Genomic DNA, 21,014 nt, shown 5'->3' with positions numbered 1-21,014 from the left:
GGAGATTGTGAGGTAATCGGGTGGTAAAATTAAGCATTATCATTCCGGTTTACAACATGCGGGAAAAGCTGGAACGCTGCCTCTTTTCTGTACGAAATACGGTGCGTATTCCGTATGAAGTGATCATTGTCGATGATGGTTCGTCGGCAGATGAGCAGATTTTTACGTCTGATGCGATGGACCATGTTCGTATACTTCGCAGTGAGGAGCATCATGGCTATGCACATGCGGTGAATGAGGGGATTCGAGCCTCAGAGGGGGAGGTTCTTCTCTTCCTTCATGCAGATGTGATGCTCGCGCCGCATACGGTGGAGGATATGTTGGATGTGCTCATTGCGGACCCAAACGTTGGGGCAGTGACCGGCGTTGCCCCTGTGGCATATCGGAGGGCGCAGCTGATCCCGCCGAACGACTATCTCTCGTGGGATGACTATGTGCATGTGGTGGAGGAGATTCGTGCGCAGGGGAGTCCGCCTCGTCCAGAAATCTTTGCGGAGATGTGCGCTGATGGCACGGAGAGATGCCGTATCGGCGGCAGGACATCTCAATGATCGGTACTCTCTTCCCGCACTCGCGTCCTATGACTTTACGGTCCGTATGACACGGGCAGGCTATGGGGGAGCGACCTTGCCGAGCACCTATGTGCATCGTGATGGAGAAAATCCTGATACGACGTCGGACAGCTATCGACGGGAATGCGATTTCTTCCATGAAAAATGGGGCGTTTCACTGGACTATTCATTTTCCCCGCGCAGAGATCTTATGTCTTTGATGGACTTCTCAAAAGCTGGTTTGCGTGTCCTAGAGATCGGCTGTGCCTGTGGGGCAACCCTGCGGGAAATTGGTGCACAAAATCCATCAGCACGACTTTATGGTGTGGAACTGAACGAAAAGGCGGCAGAAATTGCGGCGCCGTACGCAACGATTCTGTCGATGGATGTAGAGCGTCTTGATCCATCACAAGTTGCCGAACGTTTCGACTATATCGTCATGGGCGATGTCATTGAGCACTTACAGAATCCATGGAAAGCAATCGAGAATATGCGGGAACTGCTCGCTCCCGGCGGAGAAGTTATCGCGAGTATTCCCAATGTGGCCCATATCAGCACGTTTTATGGTCTTCTTTCCGGCCGCTGGACCTACGAAGATATGGGAATTTTGGATCGGACGCACTTCCGGTTTTTTACGAAAAAAGAGATAATCAAGCTCTTTCAGGAAGCCCAATTTGATATCCAGGACATGAGATACGTAACCGTTCCATCTCCTGACATAGGGAAACGGCTGCGCGAGGAACTTCTGTCACTCCAAACGATCTCTGTGGATGCGGAGGACCTCGATGCCTATCAGTGGCTTGTTCGGGCGAAGCGTGTTTAGAGATCGGATGTATCGTTCAATGTTTTTGTAGCGTGGAAAAGTGATCTGCTGTATAATGGGGCAGATCACTTTTTGTTTGGAGGTGCGGCGATGCGGAGCGATGTATTGGAACTGCTGCGTGAGGCAGGGGGCTGTGTTTCGGGGGAGAAGATTGCGGCACGGCTCGGTGTGACGCGCGCAGCAGTGTGGAAGAAGATTGCGGCACTGCGTGAGGCGGGCTATGACATTGCAAGTGCACCGCGCAGCGGATACATCCTGCGGGCTGCTCCGGATCGGCTGATTGAGGCGGAGATCACAAAGGATCTGGGAACGGCACTCGTTGGGAAAAAGATCATCTGCTATGATGCTGTGGATTCGACGAATCTTGTCCTGAAACAGCTGGCACATGAGGGCGCAGAGGACGGCACGGTCGTTGTTGCCGACAGCCAGGGGACGGGACGCGGGCGTATGGAGCGGCATTTTTTCTCACCGCCGGGCAAAGGAATTTGGGTGAGTATTCTCCTGCGCCCGACGTTTCTGCCGCAGGATGCACCAAAGTGTACACTGATGGTGGCGGTTGCCGTTGCGCGCGCGATGGAGCATTTCGGTCTGCGTGCAGCAATCAAGTGGCCGAATGATATCATTCATGAGGGGCGTAAACTGGTCGGTATTCTCACGGAGATGAGTGCAGAGATGGATCGCGTGGACTATGTCGTGATCGGAATCGGCATCAACGTGAATATTGCACGTGAGGATTTTCCCGAGGAACTGCGGGACACGGCGACATCGCTGATGCAGATGAAGGGGACGCCGCTGCCGCGCGTAGCATTTTTGCAGGAGCTCCTGCGTGCGGTGGATGTGCTCTATCAGGAGGTACAGCGGGAAGGCTTTGCTCCTGTGCTTGCAGCGTGGCGCAAGTATGCCGTGACGCTCGGGCAGACGGTACGCGTTATAGGCCCGGCAGGCGAGGAGTTCGAGGGCGTTGCGGCGGATATTGACGCAGACGGAGCGCTCTTTGTCGATACAAAGATGGGGCGGCGGCGCGTGCTCGCAGGAGACGTTTCGATTCGTCCGAAGAAATGAGTACGTATACGTGCGCAAAGCGTTTACGTGACAGAATGGCAGAGACGTTTGTATGGAGGAAGGAATTTGCTGCTTGTACTGGACATCGGAAACAGCAATATCGTGATGGGGGCCTATGACGGGGCGAAGCTCCTGCGGCATTGGCGCATTTCGACAGATCGTCAGAAGACAGGAGATGAGTATGGCATCCTGATCAATGAGCTCTTTCACTATCAGGGGCTCTCTCTGTCGGATATTCAGGCCGTCATTATCTCGTCGGTTGTACCGCCGCTGGTCGTCCCACTGCGCAAGATGTGTGAGCGATATTTCCACATCCGCCCGCTCATCGTCGGTCCCGGGATACGGACGGGGATTCGGCTGAACTACGAGAATCCGCGGTCCATCGGTGCAGACCGTATTGTGAATGTCATCGGTGCACATGAGCAGTACGGCGGCCCGCTGATCGTGATCGACATTGGAACGGCGACGACATTTGACATTGTGGCAGAGAACGGAGATTTTCTCGGCGGCGTGATTGCACCGGGACTTGGCTCAAGTGCCGAGGCGCTTTTTCAGCGGGCAGCGCAGCTCCCGCGCATCGAGCTCGTACCGCCCAAGACAGTGGTCTGCCGCAGTACGATTCAGGGCATGCAGGCGGGCATCATCTACGGCTACGTGGGACAGATTGATGCAATCGTGCGCCGCATCAAGGCGGAGCTCGCGATGGAGATGAAGGTCGTTGCCACGGGCGGGTTTGCTCGTATGGTAGCAAAGGAGTCCCAGACCATCGACAAGGTCGATCACTTTCTGACGCTGACGGGTCTGCGCGTCCTCTATGAGAGGAATCTGCCGTGAACCCGATGAAACTCGGCGCATTTGCCTTTGACGATCCGATTTTTCTCGCGCCGATGGCGGGGGTCACGGATACTTCCTACCGCGTGATTGCGCATGGAATGGGCTGCCCGCTCGCCTTCGCGGAGATGGTCAGCAGTCAGGGCATTCACTACCGCAATGAGCACACGATGAATATGCTGCGTACGGAGCCGGATGAGCGTCCGATTGCGATGCAGATCTTTGCCAAGTCGGCGAGGATGGCAGCCGAGGCGGCGGCGTATATCGAGGAGCTTGGAACGGCGGATATCCTCGATTTCAATATGGGATGTCCCGCACCGAAGGTCGTCAGGAACGGCGAAGGATCAGCACTGATGCGTGACCCAAAGCGGGCGGAGGAGATTTTGACGGCGATCCGCCGTGCGACGCGTCTGCCGTTCACGGTGAAGATACGGCTCGGCTGGGACGATGCCTCGCGCAACGCAGTGGAAATCGCACGCATGGCGGAGGCGGTCGGCGTGGACGCGGTCGCCGTGCATGGGCGGACGCGCGAGCAGTTTTACAGCGGCAGCGCGGACTATGCAGCGATTGCCGCGGTGAAGCGTGCGGTCGGGATTCCCGTCATCGTGAGCGGGGATGTCCGCCGTCCTGCCGATCTCAAACGTGCACTTGAGATCACGGGGGCAGATGCAGTGATGATCGGGCGCGGTGCGCAGGGAAATCCATGGATTTTTCCGCAGCTGATTCACTGGCTGCATACGGGGGAGGAGATGCCGCCGCCGACGCTGGCGGAGCGTGCGGCGGTGATTCTGCGCCATCTCGATCTCTTAGTCGGGTACAAGGGCGAGTACATCGGAATCCGCGAGATGCGCAAACATGCGGCATGGTATACGCGCGGTCTGAAGGGCAGCGCGGAGCTGCGTGAGCGATTCAACCGCGCGGCGTCGCGGACAGAGTTTGCAGAGATTCTCCATGGGGCATGGGGAGTATAGGTAGAAAGGAACCATTATGAGTGACGATAAGAAAAAGTCCGTTTGGACGATGTATTCGGCAGAGGAACGCGCAGAGGTGGATGCGCTCGCACGCGGCTATATTGATTTTCTCTCGGACTGCAAGACGGAGCGTGAGAGTGTGCAGGAGGCGGTACGTGCTGCTGAGGCGGCGGGCTACCGCGATCTGGCGGACATTATCGCTGAGGGGACGCAGCTCCGCGCGGGGGACAAGGTCTACGCCGTCAACATGAAAAAGGCAATTGTACTCTTTCATATCGGCACAGAGCCGATGGAACACGGCATGAATATCCTCGGTGCACACATCGACACGTGCCGCCTCGATGTGAAGCAGAATCCGCTCTATGAGGACGGCGGGCTGGCGTATTTTGATACGCATTACTACGGCGGCATCAAGAAGTATCAGTGGGTGACAATACCGCTTGCCCTGCACGGTGTTGTCGTCAAGAAGGACGGCACAACGGTCACGATCACGCTCGGGGAGAAGGCGGACGACCCCGTGTTCTGCGTGACGGATCTGCTCGTCCATCTCTCGCAGGAGCAGCTGGAGAAAAAAGCGGCAAAGGTGATCGAGGGCGAGAAACTCGATGTGTTGATCGGCGGAATCCCTCTCGCAAAGGAGGAAAAGGAGTCCGTCAAGGATGGCGTGCTGGCGCTCATCCGGAAGACGTACGGCATTGATGAGGAGGATTTCCAGTCGGCAGAGCTGACCCTCGTTCCGGCAGGCCGTGCGCGTGAGCTTGGCTTTGACCGCAGCATGGTGCTCGGCTACGGACAGGATGACCGCGTCTGCTCCTATACGGCACTCCGCTCCATGGTTGAGACGGCAGATGTGCGGCGTACGGCGTGCTGCCTCCTCGTTGACAAGGAGGAGATCGGCAGCGTCGGCGCAACGGGAATGCAGTCGCGCTTCTTTGAAAACATGGTCGCCGAGGTGCTCTCCGCCTGCGGGCAGTATACGGAGCTCGCGCTGCGCCGCACGCTCGCACACTCGCGGATGCTCTCCTCGGATGTTTCGAGCGCCTATGACGCGCTCTATGCGGATGCGTTTGAGAAGAAGAACGTTGCCTATCTTGGACGAGGAATGGTATTCAACAAGTTCACGGGATCACGCGGCAAGTCCGGCTCCAGTGATGCGAGTGCAGAGTATCTGGGCGAACTGCGCCGCATGATGGATGAAAACGGCGTCCGCTATCAGCTCGCAGAGCTTGGACGCGTCGATCTCGGCGGCGGCGGGACGATTGCCTACATTATGGCGCGCTATGGGATGAACGTGATCGACAACGGGGTTGCAGTGATGAGCATGCATGCACCGTGGGAAGTTACGAGCAAGGCGGACATCTATGAGATGAAAAAGGGATATGACGTATTCCTGAGAAATGCGTAACATTCACATACCGAGGCTGCCGCAGCGTGGGGAGACCATGGTACGGCAGCTTTTTTGTTTCCATGAAAGCTTTGTGAGAGTGCAACTCAATGTAGTATTTTTTCTTACAATATGATAGAATAGCATCTGTTTTCACTCACATGGGGGAGGAGTACGATGGTCTCAGAGGAAATGTATGTGCTCGGGACGAAAAAGTCCACGATTCGCACGATTTTTGAGTTTGGACAGAAGCGCGCGGCAGAGGTCGGTGCGGAAAATGTCTTTGATTTCAGCCTCGGCAATCCGAATGTACCTGCGCCGGACTTTATTCGGGATGCGGCGGTCGACATCCTCATGCATGGCGACCCGACCGCAGTGCATGGCTATACGATTGCACCGGGCAAACCTGCGGTGCGTGAGGCGCTTGCCGCCGATCTGAAACGCCGCTTCGGCATGGACGTCACAGGGAAGAATCTCTTTATGACGGCGGGCGCAGCAGCATCGGTGACGATCACGTTCAAGGCACTCACCGAGCCGGGGGACGAGTTCATTACCATCGCACCCTTTTTCCCGGAGTATTGCGTCTTTGTCGAGGCATGCGGGGGCAAGCTCGTCGTTGTGCCAGCCAAGACGGATGATTTTCAGATCGACTTCGCGGCACTTGAGCGGGTACTGGGCATCCGCACGAAGGCTGTCATCATCAACTCGCCGAATAATCCGAGCGGTGCGGTGTACAGTGAGACGACGATCCGCCGCCTCGCCGATCTCCTCCGCGCGAAGGAGCAGGAGTGCGGGCATCCGATCTTCATCATCGCAGATGAGCCGTATCGTGAGATCGTCTATGACGGTGCTTCCGTCCCCTGCATTCCCCTCTTATACGACAATACGATCGTCTGCTATTCCTATAGCAAGTCCTTCTCCCTGCCAGGTGAGCGCATCGGCTATATCGTCGTACCGGACAGCGCGGCGGACTTCGCGCGTATCTACGGCGCAATTGCGGGGGCGGCGCGTGTCCTCACACACGTCAATGCTCCCTCGCTCTGGCAGCTCGTCGTCGCACGCTGTGTCGGGCAGGCTGCCGATCTCAGTATTTATGAGCGCAACGCCGCACTCCTCTATGACGGGCTGACGGCACTCGGTTTTTCCTGCGTGCGTCCGCAGGGAGCATTCTATCTCTTTCCACAGGCACTTGAGCCGGACGATGCGGCGTTCTGCCGCCGCGCACAGGAGTATGATCTCCTGCTTGTGCCGGGACGAGACTTCGGCTGTCCCGGCTATTTTCGAGCGGCGTACTGTGTCCGTTCGGAAGTGATCGAGAAATCACTGCCACGATTTGAAGAACTTGCAAAATCATACAAATCAATAAGTGAATAAAATTCATTTAGATCACATTTATTGGAAAGAATATTGACAATCACTTTCCATGGAGATATACTGAGAATCGATTCAAATATGGGATGGGTTTCATTCTCCATGTGATAATAAAGATGGGATTTTCCCACGGCTTGAGAAGACAAGGATGGTGTTTTTGTGACCAGCGCAGAACTATTTGAAAAGGGCGGTCCGGTTATGTACCTGCTGCTCCTGTGCTCGCTGACGGTGGCGGCGATTGCGGTTGACCGTTTTCTGCTCTATCGGCGTGCGGCGCAGGGGGCAAAGGAACTCGAGACGACGGTTGCGGAGTCGCTCCGCAAGCACAAGATCGACGAGGTCGCTCCCGCCGTTGAGGGCAAGGACAACATGGTTGCCTATTTTGTGAAGAGCGCACTGGATGCCCGCCAGGCAGGGGAGGATGTCCCTATGACGCTTGAGGGAGTCTATGGCGAGGCTGCGATGCTCCTGCGTGCACGTCTCAACTATCTCTCGATGATCGTTACTCTCGCACCGCTCCTCGGGCTTCTGGGGACGATCTCAGGCATGATCCAGTCGTTCAGCATATTCAACCTGCAGGCCGGTCAGCCCATGGCGATCACGGGCGGCATCGGTGAGGCGCTGGTCGCAACGGCGACAGGGCTTTTCGTCGCGATCTTCTCGCTCGTCGTGCATACCTACTTTGCACAGCGTCTTGATGTGATGCTGACACTCCTCGAAAAGACAATGAATACCGTCTTGGCAGGGTTCGCGGCGGCGGACGGAGGGAAGGTTCATGCGTCGTAATTTTCATGATATGCGCGAGCCGCTCGTCATGATCGTCCCGATGATCGACATTATGCTGTTTCTGTTGGTGTTCTTCATGCTGAGCACCATGTACATGGTGAATGCAAGCACGGTACAGGTCAGCCTGCCGCAGGCGGCAAGCGCACAGCAGGACACACGCCCGCACATTGTCTCCATTACGGTGACGGAGGACGGCAAGGTGCTCTTTGACCGTGATGATGAGCCGACCCGTGAGCTGACGTCACGGGTCAAGGAACAGCTGGACAGCGATCCGGATACGGTGTTCGTCGTGCGCGGCGACAAGAAGGCGGACTATCAGTTTGTCGTCAGTGTCTTTGATGCACTGAAGGAAGCGGGGACACGTCACGTGTCCATCGCGACGGAGACGGGGGGCGTCTGATGCGCTATCAGACACATTGGCGGCTTGCCTTTCTCGTCGCATTCTTCTTCCACATCGTCGCATGGCTCTTTCTGATGGTGCTGATTCCCCATGTCTTTAAGCACATCGAGCAGCCGCCGCCGGACGAACCGATGGAGTGGGTGGAGCTCGCTGACGACGATGGGCCGCCCGAGGAGGAACAGCAGCCGGAGGAACCGCCTCCGCCGCCGCCACCACCGCCTGAGCCTGTGGAGGCAGAGGAAGAGCCCGCCGTCGTTGAGGCGGAGATTCCCGAGGAGGCGACGACGGCACTGCTGAAGGAAGCCGAGGATTCGGCGAATAAGCCCGAGGAAGAACATGTCCTGAAATCCGGCGACGGAAAGCAGATCGGGCAGCCCGGCAAGATCATCCATGCCGAGCAGCCTGCCTACGGTGTGATTCCGTTCACGGGGCGTATTGCCGTGTCAGCCCATATCGGCACGGACGGACGTGTCGTGTGGACAAAGATTCAGATCAGCTCGGGGAATCTCGTCTATGACCGTCTGGCGCGGCGTATTGTTGAGAAGCAGTGGAAGTTCGAACCGGCCAAGGACATGAATGGGCAGCCGATGGAATCGAATATGCAGTGCCCTGTGTATTTCAACATGAAACCGACACGTAATATTAAATGACGCAAGCAGAGAGGTTGACAATGAAGATATGGGTGGGGGCAATTCTTGCAGTGTTCTTTCTGGCTGTGTCGGCAGCATCCGTCTCCTGTGCGGAGGAACAGGAACCGAAGCAGCTGGAACGCATCACTATAGGACAGCCGCCTAGAGTACTCCATTTTGAGCATGTCCAAGATAAAAGTATCTCTTATGAAGGATACGTGGTGCTGATGGCTCACGTTGATGAGCAAGGCCATGTCGTCAGCACGAGAGTTACACACAGTTCGGGGGATGGGAACGTTGACCGCATGGCGTGTCGCGTTGTGATGGAACAGTGGAAATTCACACCCGCACTGGATGTTGACGGTCGACCGATGCCTTGCAATGTGATGTGTCAGGTACACTTCAACATGGAACCCAAACATCGCAAGTAACATTTTAAGGAAAGGGGAACGCAGACAATCCAATGAGAAAGCTGTTTGCATTCATTACGGCACTCTTTCTGCTCCTGCCGGCGGCGTCGACGAACGCCGCGCAGACATGGCAGCAGATTCACGACCATATCGCGACGGAGATGGACGGTGTCTATGCCATCTATCAGTCGGGGGATGCAGAAGGTGCAAAGGATGCCGTCAACAATATCTACTACGGCATCTACGAGAAAGACGGTCTGGAGAGCGCTGTGCGCAGCAGCATCTCCTCCAAGAGCGCGAACCTCACGGAGTATCAGTTCTACACGCTGAAAAAAGTCATCCGTTCGGGCGCTCCGCAGTCAGAGGTCGAGGCCGAGGGTGCAAAGCTCCTCGATATGGTTCAGACCGAGGTGACGCAGCTCGAGACGGCAGGTGCTCAGTCGGGCGGCTGGGGGATGTTCCTCCAGGCGTTCCTCATCCTTCTGCGCGAGGGTGTTGAGGCGATTCTCGTCCTCGTCGGCATCATCGCCTATCTCGGTCGCGCCGGTCATGAGAAGGAGCTCTCGACCGTCTACAACTGGGCGATCGCAGGCATTGTCTGCAGCTTTATCAGTGCCTATCTCTTTGCCGAGGTGCTCGACAGTACGACGACGACGGGCGCGAGCCGCGAGATGATCGAGGGCTTCACGGCGCTTTTCGCCGTCCTGGTCCTTCTCGGAACGTCGGCGTGGATGGGCGGCAAATCCAATGCAAAGGCATGGAAGAACTACATCGACAGCCAAGTCAAGATCACACTCTCGACGGGCAAGTCGCGTGCGCTCGGCTTTGCCGCATTCCTTGCGGTCTATCGCGAGGGCGCGGAGGTCATCCTCTTCTATCAGGCGCTCTTTAACAACGCCGTCGGCGATACCGACATGATCTGGGCGGGCTTCGTTGCCGCGTGTGCGGCACTCGCGGTTATCTTCTTCCTCATCCAGCGTGGTGCGCTGCGCATCCCCATCGGACCGTTCTTCAAGGTTACGAGTGCATTCATGTTTGTGCTCGCGGTTACCTTCCTTGGCGGCGGTCTGAAGGAGCTGCAGGAGTCAGATACCATCTCCACCACGATCATTGAGGCCATCCCCATTCCGAGCATCGATCTGCTCGGCCTTTATCCCACCTATGAAACCATTGTCCCGCAGATCCTCTTGGTTCTCGCGGCAATCGCAATGGTATCATATAAAAAACGCTCTGCTGCGGCAGAAGCGTGAGTCAGGTTCATCTTTCAAAGGAGGATTTTCCCATGAAGAAATCTAGTCTCAGTATGCTCAAAAAGGCTCTCGCCGTCGGTGCAGTCGCGTTCTCTACGTTCGCGATCAACGCGCACGTCAGCGAAGCTGCGTTCGAGGAGTTCCCGATCGGCGATGAGATCGAGGATACGACGAACCACTTCAAGGCGGCGCTCGTCTACTTCCAGCCGGTGACGATGGAGCCTGCCGGTATGAGCCTTCCGGCAGACCAGGCAGATATCCACATCGAGACGGATATCCATGCAACCGAGGGCAATGAGTGCGGCTTCGGCGTCGGCGAGTGGATCCCGAATCTGACGGTGCACTACAAGTTCACGAAGCGTGAGACGGGCGAGAGCATCGAGGGTGTGTTCATGCCGATGAGCGCAGATGATGGCCCGCACTATGGCGCAAATGTCAAGATGCTTGGCGCAGGCACGTACGACTGCGACTTCTCGATCGACAGCCCTGCACGTCAGAACTACCTCCTCCACACGGACAAGGAGACGGGTGTCCGGGGTCATTTCTGGACGGAACCGGTCAAGCTGCACTGGGTATTCAACTACGTTCCGCGTAAGTGGTAATTACAGCTGCGTATGGGCAGTGGGGATCTCAGCATGTCCTTCTGCCCTCCTAATCACAGAATGGCTGCCGCCCCGGGGGGGACGGCGGCTTTTCTCATAGGAAAGGGTATATCTCATGTTACAGGCATTTCTTCAACAGCTGGTACCGGCATTGGAGGAGAGCATCAAGCTCGCCGTGCCGCTCGGCATTTTGCTTGCAATCATCTTGCCATTGCCCGACCAGAGCATTCGCCGCACTTTTACGCGCGTTTTGAAATGGGGTTTCTTCCTCTCGCTCTTTATGACAGCGGTGCGTGTCGGTACGAAGTCGGCGGTCAATCGTGAAATCTTTGAGAGTATGGCAATTGCCGTTGATCTTGTTGGCGCAGTGATTCTTTGTACGATTCTGCTGCGCAGTCTTCACCGCGAGTGGACGCCGCGTGAGGAGCGCCTGTTCCGTTTCGGAACGGGCGCACTGACGCTTGGGCTTTTCCTCTATCACGGTCTTGAGCTGTGGCTGATACCTGTCGCAACCGTGCAGGTAGCGATGGGAAAGTATCTGACTTTGACATTTCTCGTCAAGATGCTCGGATTTTTCGGAGGGATTTTCCTCGGATTCCTCTCGGGCTATCTGGCGTATAAAGCGGCGGCGGCACTCAATCATGGGCGCCTTGTCTTTGTTTTTTCTGTGCAGATCGCAGCGACTGCCATTCAGCAGGTGATCTTTGTCCTGACGGTGCTGATGGCACGGCAGCTGTTCGGTGCAGAGAGCCTTATTCCGTATATGGCATGGTTTATTGACAATCAGAACAAGGTCATCTATGCGATCTACTTTGTTTCTGTGCTCGTCCCTTTTACACTGTTTCTTCAGCCGCGCCCCGAGCGTCCTGTGTGGGCAAATCCTGCGCAGTACCGTCAGATCGTCTCGAGCGCGATCCGTCGCAAGCGGTGGGGCAGTGGACTCCTTGCAATCCTCATTCTGACGATTTTCGTATCGAGTGTCGGCGGATGGTATGCGAATAAAAAAGAACAGCTTGTGCCGGCGGTTGACGTCAAGGCGGAGAACGGGCTCGTGCAGATCCCGCTCGAGCAGGTCTCCGACGGCCACCTCCATCGTTATGCATTCCACGCCTCAGACGGAACAACGGTGCGCGTTATCATTGTGCAGAAGGGCGGCTCCGCATTTGGTGTCGGTCTCGATGCCTGCGATATCTGCGGTGCAACGGGCTATTTTGAGCGTGATGGGCAGATCGTCTGCCGACTCTGTGATGTCGTCATGAACAAGGCAACAATTGGTCTGCCGGGCGGCTGCAATCCGATCCCCGTGGAGTACCACGTGCAGAATGGTGCGGTGCAGATTTCTGCTGACACGCTTGAGGCAGCGCGGATTCATTTCCGCTGACGGACAGGATGGCATGAGAGGAGGTAAGCCATGTTTTGGCAAATGGTAAAAGGGGCGCTCATCCGCCAGCGCGGGAGGTTCATCCTCATTGCGTTGACGGTCGCCCTCGGTGTCTCGCTTGCGACTGCCATGCTGAACGTCATGTTTGACATCGGCGAAAAGGTGAATCAGGAACTCAAGGCATTCGGTGCGAACATCACGGTGACGCCGCGCAACTCGATGGTTCTGAAGGATCTCTACGGCGTAGAGACGACGAAGAGCGGACACCGCGAGTATCTGGATGAGGCGGATCTCGGCAATATCAAGACGATTTTCTGGACGAACAACATCGTCGCCTTTGCGCCGTCACTGACGACGCAGGTGACGCTCGGAGATGGTGAGAGTGTGCCGTTCTTTGGTACGTGGTTCGAGCATACGCTCAAACTGCCGACGGATGAGGTCTACACGACAGGCGTGAAGTTCATGAAGTCGTGGTGGCAGGTGGACGGCGACTGGGCAGACGATACGCACACGGATGAGGTGCTCGTCGGCACGAAGCTCGCACAGAAACTTGGCGTCTCAGCCGGCAGCACACTCACCTATCAGAAGCCGGACGGCACGCAGGGGACACTGCACGTCACGGGCACGGTCTCGGGCGGCGGTGACGAGGAGAACCAGCTGGTCGGTTCTCTCGCACTCGCACAGGAACTCGCAGGTGCACAGGGCAAGATCGACCAGGTGGAGGTCAGTGCCATGACGACACCGGAGAATGATCTTGCCCGCAGGGCGGCGGAGAATCCCAAGTCGCTCTCGCAGGCGGAGTATGATATCTGGTACTGCACGAGCTACGTCGGATCGATTGCCTATCAGATCGAGGAGGTCATGCACAACGCGGCGGCGCACCCCGTGCGTCAGATCGCGGAGTCCGAGGGGAAGATCCTTGACAAGACGCAGCTCCTCATGCTGCTGATCACGGTGCTGTCCCTGCTCTCCTCGAGCCTTGGTGTCAGCAACCTCATCAGCGCAAACATCATGGAGCGCAGCCGTGAGATCGGCCTTTTGAAGGCGCTCGGCGCGACCAATCTCGCCGTCGTTCTCTCCGTCCTCGCGGAGATCTTTATCGCGGGCATTCTCGGCGGCATCCTTGGCTATGTCGTTGGAATTGGGTTCGCCCAGCTCATTGGGGAGAACGTTTTCGGTTCCGGCATTGCGGTCAATCCGTATGTCATTCCGATTATTGCCGTTTTGATGTCGCTCGTGCTGATCATCGGGAGCGTGCCTGCGATTCGCATGCTGCTGTCGCTGCAGCCGGCAGAGGTTCTGTATGGCAGGTGATAAATGATGAGTCGCTATAAAATGTTTTTTATCATGGTCGCCAACTCTCTGCTGCGCCGCCGCGCACGCATGGCGATCGCTCTCCTCGCCGTCGCCGTCGGTGCGACGATTATCTCGGGGATGATTACCGTCTACAAGGAAGTCCCGGAGCAGATGGGACGTGCATTCCGTGCTTATGGGGCAAACCTTCTCATTCTGCCGGGGAAGGATGCAGGCGTGATTCACGAGGAAGATGTCAGTGCGGTCAGTAAGGCACTCTCGGACTACGAGGTAGTCGGCATTACACCGTTCCTCTACGACACCCTGCTCATCAATCATCAGACCGTCATGGCGGGCGGCACGGACTTTGATGTCCTGCAGGAGGTCAGCCCCTACTGGCAGGTGCGCGGTGCGTGGCCGACGCCGGGGGAGAAGGAGATCCTGCTTGGTGCGGAGTTCGCATCGAAACTGCGCGTGAATCCGGGGGATACAATCAGTGTCTCAGGCGGTGAAGGGTCGATTGTCAGCGATTATCGTGTCTCCGGCATTGTCCGCACGGGCGGCAACGAGGAGAATTTCGTCTTCGTCAGCCTGCCCGATCTGCAGCGTATCAAGGGGCGTGCCGGGGAACTGAGCCTCGCGCAGGTCTCTGTTGTGGCGGGCCAGGATGAGCTGGCACGCGCGGAGACGAAAATTCATGAGCAGGTACCGAATGTTGAGCCGCAGCTCGTCAAGCAGATCGCGAAGTCGGAGGGTACCGTGCTTGGAAAACTGCAGGCACTCGTCCTCATCGTGACCATTGTCGTCCTTGTATTGACGCTGATCTGCGTCTCAACCACGATGATGGCGATTGTGACGGAGCGCCGCCGTGAGATCGGGCTCAAGAAGGCTCTCGGTGCGGATAACCGCCACATTGTTGCAGAGTTCTTCGGCGAGGGCTGCCTCCTCGGTGCGCTTGGCGGCATTCTTGGGTCGGGCTTTGGGTATCTCTTTGCCCAGAGCGTCAGTATGAACGTTTTTGGACGCGGCATTGAGTTCTCGCCGATGATTGTCGTTGTCGCACTCGTCATGTCCATCTTTGTTACAGGTCTTGCGTCGCTGCTGCCTGTACGTATTGCGACCAATGTTGACCCCGCGATCATCCTGCGCGGCGAATGAGAGGAGAACGAAGCAATGAGTTTGCTTGAACTGAAGCACGTCTCCAAGGCGTACAACGAGAAGGTGCTCGCCCTGGATGACGTCAATCTGAACGTTGAAAAAGGCGAATGGCTTGCGGTTATGGGTCCCTCCGGCTCGGGCAAGTCAACGCTGATGAACATTATCGGCTGTATGGACAGTCCGACGAGCGGCGAGGTCATTCTCGACGGCGACGTGCTGACGAACGCCACACGCGAGGAGCTGACACGCTTCCGCCGCGACAAGATCGGCATCGTGTTCCAGCAGTTCCACATGATTCCCTATCTGACGGCAGTCGAGAACATCATGGTCGCGCAGTATTACCACAGCATGCCCGACCGTGATGAAGCCATGGCAGCACTTGAGCGCGTCGGACTCGCTGACCGTGCGAGCCATCTTCCCAGTCAGCTTTCGGGCGGCGAACAGCAGCGCGTCTGCATTGCGCGTGCACTCATCAACTATCCTGTCCTCATCCTTGCGGATGAGCCGACAGGCAACCTTGATGAGAAGAACCAGAACCTTGTCATGAAGATCTTCCATGAGCTGCACGATGAGGGCCACACGATTCTGACGGTCACACACTCTGCCGAAGTCGGTGAAGAGGCGGAGCGCTGTGTCATCATTGAGCATGGACACATGCGGGAAAGGAAGGAATAACGATGAAGAAACAACTTAGCCTCGGGATTGCACTTCTGCTGGGGGTCTCTGTCCTTGCAGCGGGCTGCGGTGAGGAGAAACAGGCACCGAAGGAGGAGCCGCAGAAAACCGCCGCGCTCGATATGACGGGCGTCAAGGACGGCACCTATGCGGCAGACAGCAGCGAGAACGAAAAGCTCGGACATTCGCACGTGGAACTGACGATCAAGAACGGTGAGATCGAGAAGGTTGTTCACACGAGCATTGACAAAGAGGGCAAGCAGAAGGACGAGCACTACGGCGAGGGGAAGGAGCCGGGCGCGCAGAAGAAGGCACAGAACGCCTACAAGGCGATTGTGTCCTACGGCGAGCAGCTCACCGCGACGAAGGATCTCGCAAAGGTGGATGCTGTCTCAGGAGCGACTGTCAGCTATGACCAGTTCAAGGAAGCGGTCACAAAGGCGGTAGAGCAGGCGAAGAAGTAAAAGAGACGAATATGGCATAGGGGCTATTGCACGAAGTTTGTCACTTCATGCAGCAGCCCCATTTTTTGCATTCTGTGTTATAATGGGAAGGAATTTTGATGGGAGGAATTTATGATGGATGATGCAAAGCTGCTGGAAAAGGTCATTTCGGAGTTCGAGGCACTGACGCATATCCCGCGTCCTTCGGGGCACGAGAAGGCGGTCAGTGACTATCTGAAAAAACACTTTGAGGAGATTGGCTGCACGGTGACGCAGGATGAGCACTTCAATATTATCGCGGAGCTTCCTGCGACGAAGGGAAAGGAGAATGCGCCGCGCACGATCCTGCAGGGACACATGGACATGGTCTGCGTGGCTGAGCCGGGTGTTTCCTATGACCCGCTGACCGATCCGATCAAGATGCAGCGGACGGCGGAGTATCTCACGGCAGATGGGACAAGTCTCGGCGGAGACGACGGCATCGGCGTGGCGGAGATCGTGACGGCGATGCAGTGCACGGAGGCTCATGGTCCGCTGCGCGCCATCATCACGGTGGATGAGGAACAGGGCATGACGGGGGCACGGCATCTTTCGGCAGATCATCTGAAGAATGCACAGTACCTGATCAACTGCGACTCGGAGGACTATCACATCATGACGGTCGGAAGTGCGGGCAGTGTCAATCTCGACTATACGCGTGCGCTGACGCGAAAAGAATCCGATCTGCCCGCCTATCGCATTACGGCTGAGGGGCTGCGCGGCGGTCACTCGGGCGAGCGCATCGGCGATGGGCGCGGCAATGCGATCCGCACGCTGGCGCTGGCACTTCATGCGCTGGCACAGGAGGGGGACGTGGAACTCGTTTCCCTCACGGGCGGGACGGCGCGCAACGCGATTCCGCCGACGGCAGAGGCAATCGTTCGCACGGCGATGGATGAGCGCAGCATTGCCCGTCTGCTGGCGGCGGAGGAAAAACGCTTTCATGCCATCTATGGTGAGGCCGATCCCGCGATGAAATTTACGCTGCATCCTGCACATGAGGCGGGGCGCGTCATCGGCGAGGAGGAACAGCGCGCCCTCATCGACCTCCTCGTCCTCCTTCGCACGGGGGTTCATGCCATGACACATACGCAGACGGGCGGGGTGGAGACCTCGGCAAACCTCGGCGTTGTCCGCATGGATGAGAACGAGGTGCACGTCGCGTTCTTCCCGCGCTCCTCGGTCAATGAGCGACTGGACGAGATCGTCTGCGAGACAGAGACGCTGGCGGCACTGACGGGCTTTTCCCTCGTTGTTGGAACGGCATCTCCTGCATGGCGTGAGAACCCCAAGAGCAAACTGCGGACGATCATGGCGGAGGTCTATGCGGCGCAGAACGGCGGTACACCGATGAAGATCGAGAGCATCCATGCGGGGCTTGAGACGAGCTGGCATGCATCGAAAAATCCTGCGCTCGACATGGTGTCTGTCGGCGTGACGGCACACGGCATCCATACGCCCGAGGAGCGCATCGAAATCGCGGCGATCGTTCCCGAGGCAAAATTCCTCATGGAGACGCTGCGCCGCATCGCGGAGTGAGGGCAGATCTTCATCGTCTTGTCTGCGGCCATAGTCTTGTCTGCAACGTTTATCATAAAACCTTATCTTCATAAACTATGGTAAAAACTTGCGCACTGTGATATACTATTCTCATTGATTGTGATAATACATTGTGACCCACTTGGTGGATCGAGGGGGAAGAGATATGGCAGAGACATATACCATGGAAGATCTGAAGAAGCGTCTGCAGGCGACACAGCGCAAGATGACGCCGCAGCGGCAGATTGTGCTGCAGGTCATTTTGGATCATCCGAGCGAGCATCTGAGCGCGGAGAAGATTTATGACATTCTGCGCGGGACGGAGTCGGAGATCGGACTCGCGACGGTCTATCGCAGTCTGGAGATTCTGGTCTCGCTCGGCATTCTGCAGAAGATCGAGTTCGGCAAGGAGTTCGACAAGCGCAACAAGGGGTCGTATTCCTACGAGCTGAATCCGATCGACCCGAACCAGCACTTCCATCATCATCTCATCTGCACGGAGTGCAAGGAGATCTCGGAGTTCGAGGAGGATATGCTCGATCATCTGGAACAGGATATTCTCGAAAAGACGGGCTTCTTGGTGGAGAATCATCAGGCGAAGTTCTTCGGCATCTGCAAGAAGTGCCGGGAGAAGCAGAAAAAAGCGTGAAAATACGATCGCTCACCATCAATCATCCCAGCGAGGTCATCGTCAAGGTTGTGCATGAGGTACTGAACCTCTTCAAGGTGGAGATCGTCGGAACAGCAGGAGAGGCGGATTACGCCCAGCTGTCGGTGGTGAACCGGCCGTCGGGCAGTGAGCCGCCTTCTGTTATGACGGAGGTCTGGCTCTATGCGCTGGATGGGCGCTGTGAGTGCCTTTCGTTCTCCTCTGGGGGGCGCACGGATGAACTGCCGCGTGCAGCGGTGCACCGCACGATCAAGCGGAATCTCTACGAGTTTTTCCGTGTCCGCTTTGCCCTGCCGCCTGCCCCGTGGGGCATCCTGCATGGGGTGCGCCCAACGAAGATCGTGCACCGCTGGCTGCGGGGCGGCATGACGCCCGACGCTGCCGTGCAGCGATTGCAGGAGGATTATTTCTGCAGTGCGGAGAAGGCACGTCTCATGACGGAGGTTGCCGTGCGTCAGCTTCCGTTTCTCGCGCATGAGGACGCGCGGACGGTGGGCATCTACGTCGGCATTCCGTTCTGTCTCTCGCGCTGCCTCTACTGTTCCTTTCCCTCGCATCTCCTGCCGGGGGAGAATACGCTGCGTGCATTTATGGATGTGCTCGCGCGCGATCTTGCCGCTGCTGCAGAGGATGTGCGCACATTGGGGCTGACCGTCGGGTGCATCTACATCGGGGGAGGGACGCCGACGAGCCTGCCCGATGTTTTTTTTGCCGAAATGCTCAAAATGGTATATAATGCTTTCTATAGATCTTCTGTCCGTGAGTTCACAGTGGAGGCAGGACGTCCCGACAGCATGAGCGCGGCGAAGATCACAGCGATGAAGGCATATCGGGTGACGCGCGTCAGTGTCAATCCGCAGTCGATGCAGGAGCGGACGCTCGAGCGCATCGGACGGCATCATACGCCGTCCGATATTGTGCGCATGGTGCAGGACATCCGTGCGTCGATGGACGTGCACATCAATATGGACGTGATCCTCGGTCTGCCGGGCGAAACGGCAGAGGATGTCCGTGCGACGATGGCGGCGGTGACAGCCCTCCGCCCGGACGACATCACCCTCCACGCACTTGCACTGAAGCGCGGCTCGCGGCTGCGCCTTATGATGGAGACGGAGCATGTCGCTCTGCCGTCTGATGCGGAGACGATGCGCATGAGTGCGGCGGCGACGGCTGCCGTCCGTGCGGCGGGCTACCATCCCTACTATCTCTATCGGCAGGGTTATATGAGCGGCGATCTGGAGAACGTCGGCTATGCCCGCCCCGGTGCGGAGAGCATCTACAACATCCGCATCATGGAGGAGCGGCAGACGATCATCGGCATCGGCGGCGCTGCCGCGACAAAGGTGATCGGCGTGCGCAGCGGACGCCTGCACTCTGCTTTTCATGCAAAGGATCTTGTGACCTATCTGCGCGACATTGACGTCTATATTGAAAAGCGCCGTGCGCTCCTGCGCGCGGAATACGAGGAGGAACAGCACTGATGCTGACGAATGCGCCGCGCGGCACGAAGGATATACTGCCTGACGCGGTCGGTGCGTGGACACATGTCGAGCATGTGATCCGCGATCTCTGTGCCCGCTATGGCTACGGTGAAATCCGCACGCCGATGTTCGAGCACACGGAGCTCTTTCAGCGTGGGATCGGCGACGGCACGGATGTCGTGGACAAGGAGATGTATACCTTCTCCGACCGCGGCGACCGCAGTCTGACGCTGCGTCCCGAGAACACGGCGTCTGCCGTACGCGCCTATCTGCAAAACAAACTCTATGCGGATGGCGGTCTGCAGAAGCTCTTCTACATCGGATCGATGTTTCGCTATGACCGCCCGCAGGCAGGGCGGATGCGTGAGTTTCATCAGTTCGGCGTGGAGGCACTCGGCGAGGAGAGCCCCGCGCTGGATGCCGAGGTCATCCTCCTCGCGTATGATTTTCTGACGGTACTTGGTTTGACGGGGCTGACGCTGAAGCTGAACTCCGTCGGCTGTCCCGCCTGCCGCCCTGTCTATCGGGAGCGTCTGCAGGCGTACTTTAAGGAGTATCTGCCCACGCTCTGTGATGACTGCAAGGATCGCTATACACGCAGCCCGCTGCGGATCCTCGACTGCAAGCGGGATGCGGAGCAGCCGTTTATGACGGGGGCTCCCGCAATTACAGACTGCCTGTGCCCTGCGTGCACCGAGCATTTTGAGCAGGTGCAGCAGCATTTGACGGCGGCAGGCGTTTCCTATGAGCTCGACCCGCGCCTTGTGCGGGGACTCGACTACTACACGCGGACGGCGTTCGAGATTGCCTATCCGCCGCTCGGTGCACAGAGTGCCGTGGCGGGGGGCGGACGCTATGACGGACTGGTCGAGGAGCTCGGAGGGAATCCCACCCCCGCCGTCGGTTTTGCGGCCGGATTGGAGCGCGTCCTGCTCGCACTGGAGCAGCAGAATCTCCTGCCGGTGCAGCCGCCTGCCGCGGATGTATTCCTCATCGCGCGCGGTGATGCGGCGGCAAAGGCGGCATTCCCCCTGCTGCATGAGCTGCGTCACGGCGGTGTGCGTGCCCTCATGGACTACGCGGGGCGCAGCATGAAGGCGCAGATGAAGCAGGCGAATCGATCCGGTGCGCGCTATGCCGTCATCCTCGGTGAGGATGAGCTGGCAGCGCATACGGCGGTCGTGCGCGATATGGCGGAGAGTGCGCAGGAGACCTGTGCGCTTGACGATTTGGTAGAAAAGATGATTTCTGAGGTGAAGGTCTGA

At 57.4% G+C, this 21,014-nt stretch carries 22 protein-coding genes; all 22 read left to right on the top strand.

What is annotated here, in order from left to right; genetic code table 11:
* The first annotated feature begins 56 nt into the window (after positions 1-56).
* The 22 genes from AXE86_RS13520 (at position 57) to hisS (ending at position 21,014) form a co-directional block, all read left to right on the top strand.
* On the top strand, positions 57-551 hold the full coding sequence (locus AXE86_RS13520) for a glycosyltransferase family A protein (protein WP_335338500.1): 495 nt from the start codon (positions 57-59) through the stop codon (positions 549-551).
* Positions 508-1,374: a class I SAM-dependent methyltransferase gene (locus AXE86_RS01655; RefSeq protein WP_335338499.1), complete on the top strand. Its 867-nt coding sequence runs from the start codon at positions 508-510 to the stop codon at positions 1,372-1,374. The genes AXE86_RS13520 and AXE86_RS01655 overlap by 44 nt, the downstream gene beginning before the upstream one ends.
* 90 nt (positions 1,375-1,464) lie before the next feature.
* On the top strand, positions 1,465-2,436 hold the full coding sequence (locus tag AXE86_RS01650; protein ID WP_061943982.1) for a biotin--[acetyl-CoA-carboxylase] ligase: 972 nt from the start codon (positions 1,465-1,467) through the stop codon (positions 2,434-2,436).
* 66 nt (positions 2,437-2,502) lie between these two features.
* Positions 2,503-3,270 (top strand): type III pantothenate kinase, encoded by a 768-nt coding sequence (locus tag AXE86_RS01645; RefSeq protein WP_006689771.1) that lies wholly within the window; start codon positions 2,503-2,505, stop codon positions 3,268-3,270.
* 5 nt (positions 3,271-3,275) lie between these two features.
* A complete protein-coding gene (dusB, locus tag AXE86_RS01640; protein WP_198145300.1) occupies positions 3,276-4,238 on the top strand; it encodes a tRNA dihydrouridine synthase DusB in 963 nt (320 codons plus the stop codon).
* 16 nt (positions 4,239-4,254) lie between these two features.
* Positions 4,255-5,643, top strand: coding sequence for an aminopeptidase (locus AXE86_RS01635; RefSeq protein WP_061943976.1), 1,389 nt, complete (start codon positions 4,255-4,257; stop codon positions 5,641-5,643).
* 156 nt (positions 5,644-5,799) lie between these two features.
* The gene (locus AXE86_RS01630; RefSeq protein ID WP_061943973.1) at positions 5,800-6,996 is read left to right on the top strand and encodes a pyridoxal phosphate-dependent aminotransferase; all 1,197 of its coding nucleotides are present in this window, start codon (positions 5,800-5,802) and stop codon (positions 6,994-6,996) included.
* Positions 6,997-7,191: 195 nt separating this feature from the next.
* Positions 7,192-7,779 (top strand): MotA/TolQ/ExbB proton channel family protein, encoded by a 588-nt coding sequence (locus tag AXE86_RS01625; protein WP_061946911.1) that lies wholly within the window; start codon positions 7,192-7,194, stop codon positions 7,777-7,779.
* Positions 7,769-8,179, top strand: a complete 411-nt coding sequence (locus AXE86_RS01620; RefSeq protein WP_061943970.1) for an ExbD/TolR family protein — start codon at positions 7,769-7,771, stop codon at positions 8,177-8,179. Before AXE86_RS01625 ends, AXE86_RS01620 begins: the two co-directional genes overlap by 11 nt.
* Positions 8,179-8,829: an energy transducer TonB gene (locus AXE86_RS01615; RefSeq protein WP_061943968.1), complete on the top strand. Its 651-nt coding sequence runs from the start codon at positions 8,179-8,181 to the stop codon at positions 8,827-8,829. Before AXE86_RS01620 ends, AXE86_RS01615 begins: the two co-directional genes overlap by 1 nt.
* Before the next feature lie 20 nt (positions 8,830-8,849).
* Positions 8,850-9,239 (top strand): energy transducer TonB, encoded by a 390-nt coding sequence (locus AXE86_RS01610; RefSeq protein WP_232294898.1) that lies wholly within the window; start codon positions 8,850-8,852, stop codon positions 9,237-9,239.
* Between the two features lie 32 nt (positions 9,240-9,271).
* Complete coding sequence (locus AXE86_RS01605) at positions 9,272-10,468, top strand: FTR1 family iron permease (protein ID WP_061943963.1); 1,197 nt, start codon at positions 9,272-9,274, stop codon at positions 10,466-10,468.
* Between the two features lie 32 nt (positions 10,469-10,500).
* The gene (locus tag AXE86_RS01600; RefSeq protein ID WP_009442745.1) at positions 10,501-11,070 is read left to right on the top strand and encodes an iron transporter; all 570 of its coding nucleotides are present in this window, start codon (positions 10,501-10,503) and stop codon (positions 11,068-11,070) included.
* Between the two features lie 115 nt (positions 11,071-11,185).
* Positions 11,186-12,451 (top strand): DUF2318 domain-containing protein, encoded by a 1,266-nt coding sequence (locus AXE86_RS01595; RefSeq protein ID WP_061943960.1) that lies wholly within the window; start codon positions 11,186-11,188, stop codon positions 12,449-12,451.
* Between the two features lie 30 nt (positions 12,452-12,481).
* On the top strand, positions 12,482-13,765 hold the full coding sequence (locus tag AXE86_RS01590) for an ABC transporter permease (RefSeq protein WP_061943957.1): 1,284 nt from the start codon (positions 12,482-12,484) through the stop codon (positions 13,763-13,765).
* A gap of 3 nt (positions 13,766-13,768) precedes the next feature.
* Positions 13,769-14,902, top strand: a complete 1,134-nt coding sequence (locus AXE86_RS01585; RefSeq protein WP_061943954.1) for an ABC transporter permease — start codon at positions 13,769-13,771, stop codon at positions 14,900-14,902.
* A gap of 15 nt (positions 14,903-14,917) precedes the next feature.
* Positions 14,918-15,577, top strand: coding sequence for an ABC transporter ATP-binding protein (locus tag AXE86_RS01580; RefSeq protein ID WP_006691431.1), 660 nt, complete (start codon positions 14,918-14,920; stop codon positions 15,575-15,577).
* Between the two features lie 2 nt (positions 15,578-15,579).
* A complete protein-coding gene (locus tag AXE86_RS01575; protein WP_061943951.1) occupies positions 15,580-16,041 on the top strand; it encodes an FMN-binding protein in 462 nt (153 codons plus the stop codon).
* A gap of 111 nt (positions 16,042-16,152) precedes the next feature.
* A complete protein-coding gene (gene pepD / locus AXE86_RS01570; RefSeq protein WP_061943948.1) occupies positions 16,153-17,598 on the top strand; it encodes a beta-Ala-His dipeptidase in 1,446 nt (481 codons plus the stop codon).
* A gap of 166 nt (positions 17,599-17,764) precedes the next feature.
* Positions 17,765-18,247, top strand: coding sequence for a Fur family transcriptional regulator (locus AXE86_RS01565; RefSeq protein WP_006691428.1), 483 nt, complete (start codon positions 17,765-17,767; stop codon positions 18,245-18,247).
* Positions 18,244-19,749: a coproporphyrinogen dehydrogenase HemZ gene (gene hemZ, locus AXE86_RS01560; protein WP_061943946.1), complete on the top strand. Its 1,506-nt coding sequence runs from the start codon at positions 18,244-18,246 to the stop codon at positions 19,747-19,749. Before AXE86_RS01565 ends, hemZ begins: the two co-directional genes overlap by 4 nt.
* Positions 19,749-21,014 carry a histidine--tRNA ligase gene (gene hisS, locus AXE86_RS01555; RefSeq protein WP_061943945.1) on the top strand — a complete coding sequence of 422 codons (1,266 nt, stop codon included), beginning with the start codon at positions 19,749-19,751 and terminating at the stop codon, positions 21,012-21,014. The genes hemZ and hisS overlap by 1 nt, the downstream gene beginning before the upstream one ends.

The sequence above is a fragment of the Selenomonas sp. oral taxon 136 genome (assembly GCF_001554015.1).
In the GTDB taxonomy this organism is placed as follows: Bacteria; Bacillota; Negativicutes; order Selenomonadales; family Selenomonadaceae; genus Centipeda; species Centipeda felix.
This window is presented reverse-complemented; position numbering and strand designations above follow the sequence as displayed.

Coding starts and splice junctions, on each gene's coding strand:
- AXE86_RS13520 (WP_335338500.1), top strand. CDS start 57: ATGCGGGAAAAGCTGGAACGCTGCCTCTTTTCTGTACGAAATACGGTG.
- AXE86_RS01655 (WP_335338499.1), top strand. CDS start 508: ATGGCACGGAGAGATGCCGTATCGGCGGCAGGACATCTCAATGATCGG.
- AXE86_RS01650 (WP_061943982.1), top strand. CDS start 1,465: ATGCGGAGCGATGTATTGGAACTGCTGCGTGAGGCAGGGGGCTGTGTT.
- dusB (WP_198145300.1), top strand. CDS start 3,276: ATGAAACTCGGCGCATTTGCCTTTGACGATCCGATTTTTCTCGCGCCG.
- AXE86_RS01635 (WP_061943976.1), top strand. CDS start 4,255: ATGAGTGACGATAAGAAAAAGTCCGTTTGGACGATGTATTCGGCAGAG.
- AXE86_RS01630 (WP_061943973.1), top strand. CDS start 5,800: ATGGTCTCAGAGGAAATGTATGTGCTCGGGACGAAAAAGTCCACGATT.
- AXE86_RS01625 (WP_061946911.1), top strand. CDS start 7,192: ATGTACCTGCTGCTCCTGTGCTCGCTGACGGTGGCGGCGATTGCGGTT.
- AXE86_RS01620 (WP_061943970.1), top strand. CDS start 7,769: ATGCGTCGTAATTTTCATGATATGCGCGAGCCGCTCGTCATGATCGTC.
- AXE86_RS01615 (WP_061943968.1), top strand. CDS start 8,179: ATGCGCTATCAGACACATTGGCGGCTTGCCTTTCTCGTCGCATTCTTC.
- AXE86_RS01610 (WP_232294898.1), top strand. CDS start 8,850: ATGAAGATATGGGTGGGGGCAATTCTTGCAGTGTTCTTTCTGGCTGTG.
- AXE86_RS01605 (WP_061943963.1), top strand. CDS start 9,272: ATGAGAAAGCTGTTTGCATTCATTACGGCACTCTTTCTGCTCCTGCCG.
- AXE86_RS01600 (WP_009442745.1), top strand. CDS start 10,501: ATGAAGAAATCTAGTCTCAGTATGCTCAAAAAGGCTCTCGCCGTCGGT.
- AXE86_RS01595 (WP_061943960.1), top strand. CDS start 11,186: ATGTTACAGGCATTTCTTCAACAGCTGGTACCGGCATTGGAGGAGAGC.
- AXE86_RS01590 (WP_061943957.1), top strand. CDS start 12,482: ATGTTTTGGCAAATGGTAAAAGGGGCGCTCATCCGCCAGCGCGGGAGG.
- AXE86_RS01585 (WP_061943954.1), top strand. CDS start 13,769: ATGATGAGTCGCTATAAAATGTTTTTTATCATGGTCGCCAACTCTCTG.
- AXE86_RS01580 (WP_006691431.1), top strand. CDS start 14,918: ATGAGTTTGCTTGAACTGAAGCACGTCTCCAAGGCGTACAACGAGAAG.
- AXE86_RS01575 (WP_061943951.1), top strand. CDS start 15,580: ATGAAGAAACAACTTAGCCTCGGGATTGCACTTCTGCTGGGGGTCTCT.
- pepD (WP_061943948.1), top strand. CDS start 16,153: ATGATGGATGATGCAAAGCTGCTGGAAAAGGTCATTTCGGAGTTCGAG.
- AXE86_RS01565 (WP_006691428.1), top strand. CDS start 17,765: ATGGCAGAGACATATACCATGGAAGATCTGAAGAAGCGTCTGCAGGCG.
- hisS (WP_061943945.1), top strand. CDS start 19,749: ATGCTGACGAATGCGCCGCGCGGCACGAAGGATATACTGCCTGACGCG.